Below are 7875 nucleotides of genomic sequence, written 5' to 3'. Positions count from 1 at the left end.
CACTCCTTCCCATCCCGAACAGGACAGTGAAACGACTTCGCGCCGATGATAGTGCGGGTTCCCGTGTGAAAGTAGGTCATCGTCAGGCTCTTACAGCCCAATCCGCCCCGTGCACTCCATGTGCCCGGGGCGTATTGCTTTGGGGATTTGGAAAGCACGTATAGCGCGCGGATGTGAATTGCCACTGCCTTACATCTGAGGTGGCGCGCGCTCATTTTTTTGGATATTCCCGGGTGTGCGGGCGTGTCGCAGTCGGCTCCATGGCGCGTGTCCCCTACAGGCGAGCGAACGACGCCTGAGACGTCAGCTGGGTGCTGCCCGCGAGTCGTTCACAAGTCACTCGAAGTCACACGAAGTCGCCGAAGCGCATGCTGGCGCACGTCCGTGTATCCCACGGCCGTCGCTGAAAGCCTCTGGGTGACGTTTAACGGTGAACGGGCGTTGGGTCGTCACTGAGCCATGCGCAAACCCACGCTGTTTGCGACGATCGTCGGTAGTACTTTTACCGCTGCAATCCAGGCTCAGGCCCCCTCTCTGCCATCGACCCACAGGTCACGCGTGCGTGATCCAGCTCAGATGCTCGGCCGACTCCAGGTGAGGCAGCGTATTGAACGTCTGCATCATCAGGCGCTTCGGGCTGATGCTGAATTCGGTCACTGCGCTGTTGCGGATGCGCATGTTCAACGCGATGGTGACTTCCGGTGGCGTGCTCAACACCTGGCCGATCGCAGTGGAGATGGGCCCGCCGCTGGAAACAAGCAGCACGTTGTGGCCTGCATGGTGCCGGCGGACATGGTCGAGCACCGCATGCACGCCCGCAGAAAATTCCTGCCAGCTGGGCATGCCCGCGGGGCTGATGGTGCCGCCCATCCACTGCGCCAGCGCGTCACACAGCAGTCGGAAATGATGCTTGTAGAGCGCGGGCGTGTCCGCCTTGGGCAACGGACCTGGGTGGATGGCGCTGATGAGCGCCGCGCTGTCGTACTCGTTCAGGCCCGGAAACTCCAGCGCCGGCGGCAGGCCCGGCAAGCCGGTGCCGATGCCTGCAAGCGTCTGCACCTGGCGTCTCAAGGTACCCGTGATGACCGCATCGAATTGCACCCCGCGGCCGCGCCAGAACTCGCCCAGCCGCACGGCCTGTTCGAGGCCGCGCGGGCTGAGTTGGTCGTAATCGTCGGCGCCGAATGACGCCTGTCCGTGGCGGACGAGGTAGAGCGTTCCCATGGCGGTGATTCTTGAGCCGATCGCCCGCCAGCGCTTGTCGCAAGGGCGACGTTAGCTATGAAAAAGATAGCATCACGGCTGGCCCTGTTGCAGTGCCCTGGCGAACGCGGAGGCGTCCACGTTCCCGCCCGTCAGGGCCAGACCGATACAGGTGCGGCTGGACCCGGCCGAACGGTCTGTGCCAGCATGGCGTTGCATCGCGGCCGCCAGTGCTGCGGCGCCGGCCCCCTCGGCCACGTTGTGGGTGTCGACGAACAGCGCGCGCATGGCGTCTGCCACCTCGGCGTCGGTGACCTGGACCAGGTCGTCGAGATGGGCTTTGAGGATGTCGAGGGCGCCGGCATCCGCCACCCGGCAAGCCATGCCGTCCGCCAGCACGGTGGTGACGGGCGCTTCCACGACGCTGCCCGCGGCGATGGAATCCGCATAGGTCGTGGCATGGGCGCTGACGACGCCCACGATGCGCACCGGATGACCCAGCGCGCGCTTGGCGGCGATGGCCGCACAGGCGCCCGATCCCTGCCCGATGGGGACATAGGCGACATCCATCTGCGGTACGGCGCGCAGAAACTCCCACCAGTAGGTCGCGACGCCCCGCAGCAGATCTGCATGGAAGCTCGGCACCATATGGGCGCCGCGCTCCTGGGCCAGCTGCATGGCGTGCTCGCGCGCTTCCTGGAAATCGTCGCCGTGCTCGATCAGCTGGACACCCAGCGCCCGCATGGCGGCGTTCTTCTCGACCGAATTGCCGTGCGGTACCACGATGGTGCAGGCCACGCCGTGTCGCCGGGCCGCCCAGCCCATGCTCTGGCCGTGGTTGCCGCGCGTCGCGCTGATGACCTCGCGCGGCAGCGGGCCACGGCGTGCCAGCTGGTCGAAATAGGTCAGCCCGCCGCGGATCTTGAAGGCGCCGACCGGTGTGTGGTTCTCGTGCTTGAGCCAGCACTCCGTGCCGAGCCGTTCACCCAGCAGCGGCCAACGGTACTGCGGCGTGGCGGGGAAGTCTGCGTAGACGACTTTGGAGGCGGCTTCGATGTCGGCCAGGGTGGGCAGGGCCGACAGGGCAGGACCGGCGGGCAGGGGGTGCGTCATGGTGGGCAATCGCTGGAAAGAGGTGCGGGCTGATGAGCCAGGAATTGGGGAGGAGGGGTTGCCGGCCTTGTCACGCCGGCTGTCCGTCCTGCAGCACGACGGTGCCCCGGGGTGTGCCGAAGGTCGCCTGCATGCGCGGCGCGGCGGAATGGCGGATGGACACGCGCGCGCCCAGGCCGACGGCGGTGCACGCGCTGGCCAGCAGCGGCGCCTCGGGGTGTTCCAGGTGCAGCGAGCGCAGTGCCACGCCGCTGGCCGGCAGGCTGTAGCAAGGATGCCGATCGGCCCACTGGATCAGCGTGGGCAGTTGCCCGTCCATCAGCCGCTGCCCGTCATGGCGCACGGTGATCTGCCACTGCAGCGGGCCCAGCGGTGTCGGCCGGCTGGCTTCGAGGATCTCGCCCCGATCGATGCCCAGCCCGGCCAGCGCCCGGTGCCCGGCGGCCACGTCCGGCAGGGAGGCGACCCAGTGGATCAGCTGCGGCCCCTGTTGCCGCACCTGCTGCTGCAGACCGGCCTCATCCATGTCGAACCACCGCGCAGCGCCCAGGGGGCGGGCGCATTTCGCACCCGGGTGGATGGCGATGATCTCGAGATAGGCGCGTGGATGGGACTCGCTCGACACATTGATCAGCCGGTTGTGGGTGCCCATCAGCGGGTGTTCCCCGCCGGCAGCCGGGGCCACGCCCAGCGTGCGCTGGCACCAGGCCTCGCCCGCGTGCAGCGTGTCGGCCATCACCACCAGGTGGTCGATGGCGCAGCGGTGCAGACCGTCCGGGCTCATAGCAGCACCTGCCCGTCCACGCAGGTGACGGAGCCGCCGCCCACCCAGATGGTGTCGCCCTCCTGCTCGACATGCACCCGTCCCGCGCGGCCCAGCGCCGTGCCCTGCGCGGCGATGTACTTCGTCGGCGCCAGCTGCGCGCCGATGAGCCACTGCGCCAGGCCGGCATTCAGGCTGCCGGTGACCGGGTCTTCCGCAAGACCGTTGTTGCCGGGGAAGAACGCCCGCACCTCGAAGGCGACACCATCGCCGTCGTCGTCCACGCTGGTGGCGCTGGCGCCCTGATTGCCGGGCGTGCCATGGGAGCCATGGGCGCCGATGACGCCGACCTTGCCGCGGGGCCCGACGACGCCGATATCCAGCGCGCCCAGCACCGCCGCGTCAGGCCGCAGCGCCAGCACCTGCTCGGCGCTGGCCAGCATCACGCCGCGCCAGTTCGGTCCGTTGTGGCACCAGGCGTGCGCGAGGATGTCGCCCCGCTCCACGCCCAGGCCGCGAGCGATCAGCGCCACATCGGCCTCGTCCAGCGGACCGCTGCGCAGCAGGGGCGGCGCGGCGAACGCCAGCCGCTCGCCGTCCTGCCGCAGGGTCACCAGGCCGACGCCGCATTCCTGCACCACGCGGCCCGGCGTGCGCGGCCGGCCGCCCGCCTGCAGCCAGGCATGGCAGCTGCCCAGCGTGGGGTGGCCGGCAAAAGGCAGCTCCCGCCCCGGGCAGAAGATGCGCACGCGGTAGTCGGCGCCAGCCGCCGCTCCGGCCTCGGTGGGCGGCAGCAGAAAGGTCGCTTCCGACAGATTGGTCCAGTTCGTGAACTGCTGCATGGCCTCGGTGGTCAGGCCCTCGCCATCCAGCACCACGGCCAGCGGGTTGCCCAGGTAGGGCTGGTCGGTGAACACGTCGACTTGCTTGAAGGGGCGTTGGCGCATGGTTCGCTTTCTTTCGATGGGTTGCGGAAACGAAGGATCGGGTGGAATGGGGCGGATCGGTCCGGGCCGGGCAAGGCTCCGCCCTGGGCGCCGCCGCGTGCGGGCGGGCGGCGCCTGGGCAGCGCAGTGATCGGCTGGGGCGGCTGGCCCGTCAGGCCAGGGGCTGGTCCAGCACGCCGCGCACGCCGGGCCGGTCGCACAGCGTCTGGTACCAGCGGTCCAGATGCGGGCGGGCGGTGCGTTCGCGGGGCAGGCCGCACCAGCGGTGCATTTCGCAGCCGACCGGGATGTCGGCCATGGTGAACCGGTCGCCGCCCACGAAAGGCTGGTGCGACAGGTGATCGTCGAGCAGGTCCCAGAGCGGCTCGGTCGCCGCCACCGACTGGGCGATGCGCGCCTCGTCGCGTTCGGCCGCCGGCGTGCGGATCCATTGCACGAAGGCATCGCGGCCGGCCGGGTTCAGGGTGGTCTGCTGCCAGTCCATCCACTGTTCGGCGATGAAGCGGGCCGACAGGCTTTCCGGGTACAGGTCGGCCGGGGAGTGCCGTGCGCACAGATAGCGCACGATGACGTTCGATTCCCACAGCAGATAGCCGTCGTCCTCGATCAGCGGCACCATGCCGTTGGGGTTCTGACGCAGGTATTCGGGCTCGCGCACCAGGCCGAAATGGCCGCCAGCGTCGGTACGCTGCACGGTCAGGCCCAGCTCCTGCGCGGTCCAGACGACCTTGCGGACATTGATGGACGTGGTCCGTCCCCAGAGGCGCAGCATGATCGTCAGGCCGCCACGGGGGCGGTGGTGGCGGGGTTCGTGGCGCCCGCCGGTGCCGGGCGCGCCAGGCGTGCGCGGATGGTCGCCGCCAGGGCGGCGATGCCGATGTCGATCTGCTGGGCGCTGGCCGTCACGAACGACAGACGCAGCGTGCGCGGATCGGCATCGTCGGCATAGAAGGCCGCACCGGGCACGAAGGCCACGTTGCGCTCCACCGCCTCGGGCAGCAGTTCGATGGCGCTCAGGCCCTCGGGCAGGCGCACCCAGAGGAACATGCCGCCGGCCGGGCGGTTCCACTCCACCGACAGGCCCGCCATTTCGCGGTCCAGCGCGGTCAGCATGGCATCGCGCTGGCTCTTGTAGAGCTGGCGGATGGTCGGCACGTGCCGGTCCAGGAAGCCGCCCTGCATCACCTCGGCCACCATGCGCTGGTTGAAGCTCGGGCTGTGCAGGTCGGCCGCCTGCTTGGCCTGCAGCAGCTTGGGGTACATGGCGCGGGGCGCCACCATGAAGCCCAGCCGCAGGCCGGGCGCCAGCACCTTGGAGAACGAGCCCAGGTAGATGCAGCCCTCGGGGTTGCGCGCGGTCAGCGGCAGCGCGGGCGGCGTGTCGAACCACAGGTCGCCGTAGGGGTTGTCTTCGATCAGCGGCAGGTTCAGCTCGGCCGCGCGGGCCACCAAGGCGGCGCGGCGTGCCTCGTCCATCGTGCGGCCGGTGGGGTTCTGGAAGTTGGGCAGCACGTAGAGGAAGCGGGCGCGGTCGGCGCCCGTGCCCACCTTGTCGGCCAGGTCGTCCACCAGCACGCCGTGGTCGTCGCTCGCCACGCTCACCACCGTGGGCTCCATGGGCGAAAACGCCTGCAGCGCGCCCAGGTAGGTGGGTGTCTCCACCAAAATGCGGCTGCCCGCGTCGATCAGCACCTTGGCCACCAGGTCCAGGCCCTGCTGCGATCCGGTGGTGATCAGCACCTGGTCCGGGTCCACCTCCCAGGGCAGCATGGCGGCGACGGCTTCGCGCAGCGGCAGGTAGCCCTCGCTGGCGGCGTACTGCAGGGCGGCCGGGCCGTCGTGCTGAAGCACGGCGGCGCAGGCGTCGGCAAAAGCGCTGATGGGGAAGGTCTTGGGCGAGGGCAGGCCGCCCGCCAGGCTGATGATGCCGGGCTTCTCAGTCACCTTCAGGATCTCGCGGATCACCGAGGGGTTCATCTTTGCGGCGCGTGCGGCCAGGGTCCAGTTCGTCATATCCGTTGATCTCCGTGAGCGCTCGACAAGGGCGCTGTATGTCGTTGTTGCCAGGGGGCCGTCGTGCGGCCGGTTCGGCTTTGCGGGTGAAGCCGCAGGGGAGCTTAACCGCCTGCAGCGCCCGCGCCAGCGGGGTTTCAGGGGGTGGGGCGGGGCGTCCTTTCCGGTGGGCGCACCGGCATGCGCCGGCCCAGCGCCACGGTGGCCAGCACCGCCAGGCCGAAGCCGATGCTCACCGCGTCGAGCCGTTCGCCCAGCAGCGGCACGGCGGCCAGCATGCCGAGGAAGGGCTGCACCAGCTGCACCTGGCTCACCCGCACGGTGCCGCCCAGGGCCAGGCCGCGGTACCAGGCGAAAAAGCCGAGCCACATCGAGAAGACCGACACATAGGCGAAGGCGCCCCAGGCCGACGCCGGCAGCGGCGCCTGCGGCCACGATGCCAAGGCCAGCGGCACGCTGATCGGCAGCGAAATCACCAGCGCCCAGCAGATCACCGCATCGGCCCGCATGCGCTGCGAGAGGCGCGCCCCCCAGGCGTAGCCCACGGCAGCGCACAGCATGGCGGCCATCAGCAGCAGGTCGGCCGGGTGCAGCGACAGCCCGCCCGCGCCCGAGCGCAGCACGGCGAACACGACCACCAGGGCGGTGCCGGCCGTGGCGCACAGCCAGAAGCCGGCCGACGGGCGCTGGCGGTGCAGCAGCGCGCCGACGGCGGCGGTGGCCAGCGGCAGCAGGCCCACGATGACGCTGGCGTGCACCGCCTCCACATGCCGCATGGCCAGCGAGGTCAGCAGCGGAAAGCCGAACACCACGCCCGCCGCCGTCAGCGCCAACGGCGCCCAGTCGGCACGCGCGGGCCAGGGCGCCCGGCGCACCAGCAGCAGCGCGGCCGACAGCAGGCCCGCCACCACGGCGCGGCCCATGGCGATGAAGAGGCCGTTCATTTGCGGCGCCTCGGGCGAGCCCACGGCCAGCCGCGTCATCGGCAGCGTGAGGGCGAAGATGGCCACGCCCAGCAGGCCGAGCCAGAGCCCGCGGGCGTCGGCCGACATCGCGCGGCGGGGCGCGTCGTGGGCGCCGGTGGAGGTGCTGGCAGAAGACATGGCGTGGTGAGCAGTCGGTGAGAAAAAACGGGGGGGAAACGGGTGGAAACGGGTGAAAGCGGGTGGATCAGGCGTTCACCATCCAGGCCGCCGTCAGCACCAGCACGGCGGCCATCGCACGGTTGAACCACAGCAGGCGTGCGCCCTGCGCCAGCCAGTGGCGCAGCAGGGCGCCGGTGGCGGCGTAGAGCAGGTTGCTGGCGAAGGCGAAGAACAGCATCACCGGCACCACCACGGCCAGGCGGGGCAGCACGTCGGGCCGGCCGGCCACCCAGCTGCCCACGATGGTCAGCGCCAGCAGCCAGGCCTTGATGTTCACGAACTGCAGCGCCACGCCCTGCCAGAAGCCGACGTCCAGGCGCGCCGCATCGGCCTGCGCCAGCCGCGCGCTGCGCGCCAGCTTGAACGCCAGGTACAGCAGGTAGCCGATGCCCATCGCCTTGATGGCCCACTGCAGCGCGGGCACGGCCGCCACCATGGCGCCGACGCCGCCCGCGCACAGCAGCAGCAGCAGGGTCCAGCCCACCGGCACGGCGCAGACGAAACGCATCGCCGCCGGCAGGCCGCGGTTGGCCGCCAGCGCCGTGGAGAGCGTGGTGTTCGGGCCGGGCGAGAAGCTCATGGCCGTGGCCAGGATGAGCAAAGCGGTGAATTCGAGAAGCGGCATGGAGCGGCAGGCGATGCGGTGAAGGGGTGGGCGCCGGTATCGGCATTCCGGCATTCACTGTAGGAT

The 7875-nt window shown here is 70.1% G+C and carries 8 protein-coding genes and 1 rRNA gene; 1 reads left to right on the top strand and 8 read right to left on the bottom strand.

Features of this window, described 5'->3' with window-relative positions; genetic code table 11:
* A 5S ribosomal RNA gene (gene rrf / locus ASF94_RS03710) occupies positions 1-88 on the top strand; the annotation flags it as partial.
* A gap of 464 nt (positions 89-552) precedes the next feature.
* Here the strand turns inward: rrf and ASF94_RS03705 are convergent.
* The 8 genes from ASF94_RS03705 to ASF94_RS03670 all read right to left on the bottom strand — a co-directional run bounded on the left by ASF94_RS03705 (position 553) and on the right by ASF94_RS03670 (position 7809).
* Positions 553-1224 (bottom strand): histidine phosphatase family protein, encoded by a 672-nt coding sequence (locus tag ASF94_RS03705; protein WP_056661711.1) that lies wholly within the window; start codon positions 1222-1224, stop codon positions 553-555.
* 72 nt (positions 1225-1296) lie between these two features.
* Positions 1297-2316 (bottom strand): threonine dehydratase, encoded by a 1020-nt coding sequence (locus ASF94_RS03700; RefSeq protein WP_056661710.1) that lies wholly within the window; start codon positions 2314-2316, stop codon positions 1297-1299.
* Positions 2317-2386: 70 nt separating this feature from the next.
* On the bottom strand, positions 2387-3100 hold the full coding sequence (locus ASF94_RS03695; protein WP_056661707.1) for a VOC family protein: 714 nt from the start codon (positions 3098-3100) through the stop codon (positions 2387-2389).
* Entirely contained in the window at positions 3097-4026 is a 930-nt protein-coding gene (locus ASF94_RS03690) for a PhzF family phenazine biosynthesis protein (RefSeq protein WP_056661704.1), read from the bottom strand. The genes ASF94_RS03695 and ASF94_RS03690 overlap by 4 nt, the downstream gene beginning before the upstream one ends.
* 151 nt (positions 4027-4177) lie before the next feature.
* Positions 4178-4798 (bottom strand): glutathione S-transferase family protein, encoded by a 621-nt coding sequence (locus ASF94_RS03685; RefSeq protein WP_056661703.1) that lies wholly within the window; start codon positions 4796-4798, stop codon positions 4178-4180.
* A gap of 5 nt (positions 4799-4803) precedes the next feature.
* A complete protein-coding gene (locus ASF94_RS03680) occupies positions 4804-6039 on the bottom strand; it encodes a PLP-dependent aminotransferase family protein (protein ID WP_056661702.1) in 1236 nt (411 codons plus the stop codon).
* A gap of 137 nt (positions 6040-6176) precedes the next feature.
* Entirely contained in the window at positions 6177-7091 is a 915-nt protein-coding gene (locus ASF94_RS03675; protein WP_235505252.1) for a DMT family transporter, read from the bottom strand.
* 118 nt (positions 7092-7209) lie between these two features.
* Positions 7210-7809, bottom strand: coding sequence for a LysE family translocator (locus ASF94_RS03670; RefSeq protein WP_056661700.1), 600 nt, complete (start codon positions 7807-7809; stop codon positions 7210-7212).
* Between the last annotated feature and the right edge of the window lie 66 nt (positions 7810-7875).

The sequence above is a fragment of the Acidovorax sp. Leaf160 genome, assembly GCF_001424265.1.
In the GTDB taxonomy this organism is placed as follows: Bacteria; Pseudomonadota; Gammaproteobacteria; order Burkholderiales; family Burkholderiaceae_C; genus Paracidovorax.
The sequence above is the reverse complement of the archived record's forward strand: the minus strand, read 5'-3'. Positions and strand labels throughout refer to the sequence as shown.

Bases quoted from the DNA above. Each gene is read 5' to 3' on its own strand.
- ASF94_RS03705 (WP_056661711.1), bottom strand. From the start codon at position 1,224: ATGGGAACGCTCTACCTCGTCCGCCACGGACAGGCGTCATTCGGCGCC.
- ASF94_RS03700 (WP_056661710.1), bottom strand. From the start codon at position 2,316: ATGACGCACCCCCTGCCCGCCGGTCCTGCCCTGTCGGCCCTGCCCACC.
- ASF94_RS03695 (WP_056661707.1), bottom strand. From the start codon at position 3,100: ATGAGCCCGGACGGTCTGCACCGCTGCGCCATCGACCACCTGGTGGTG.
- ASF94_RS03690 (WP_056661704.1), bottom strand. From the start codon at position 4,026: ATGCGCCAACGCCCCTTCAAGCAAGTCGACGTGTTCACCGACCAGCCC.
- ASF94_RS03685 (WP_056661703.1), bottom strand. From the start codon at position 4,798: ATGCTGCGCCTCTGGGGACGGACCACGTCCATCAATGTCCGCAAGGTC.
- ASF94_RS03680 (WP_056661702.1), bottom strand. From the start codon at position 6,039: ATGACGAACTGGACCCTGGCCGCACGCGCCGCAAAGATGAACCCCTCG.
- ASF94_RS03675 (WP_235505252.1), bottom strand. From the start codon at position 7,091: ATGTCGGCCGACGCCCGCGGGCTCTGGCTCGGCCTGCTGGGCGTGGCC.
- ASF94_RS03670 (WP_056661700.1), bottom strand. From the start codon at position 7,809: ATGCCGCTTCTCGAATTCACCGCTTTGCTCATCCTGGCCACGGCCATG.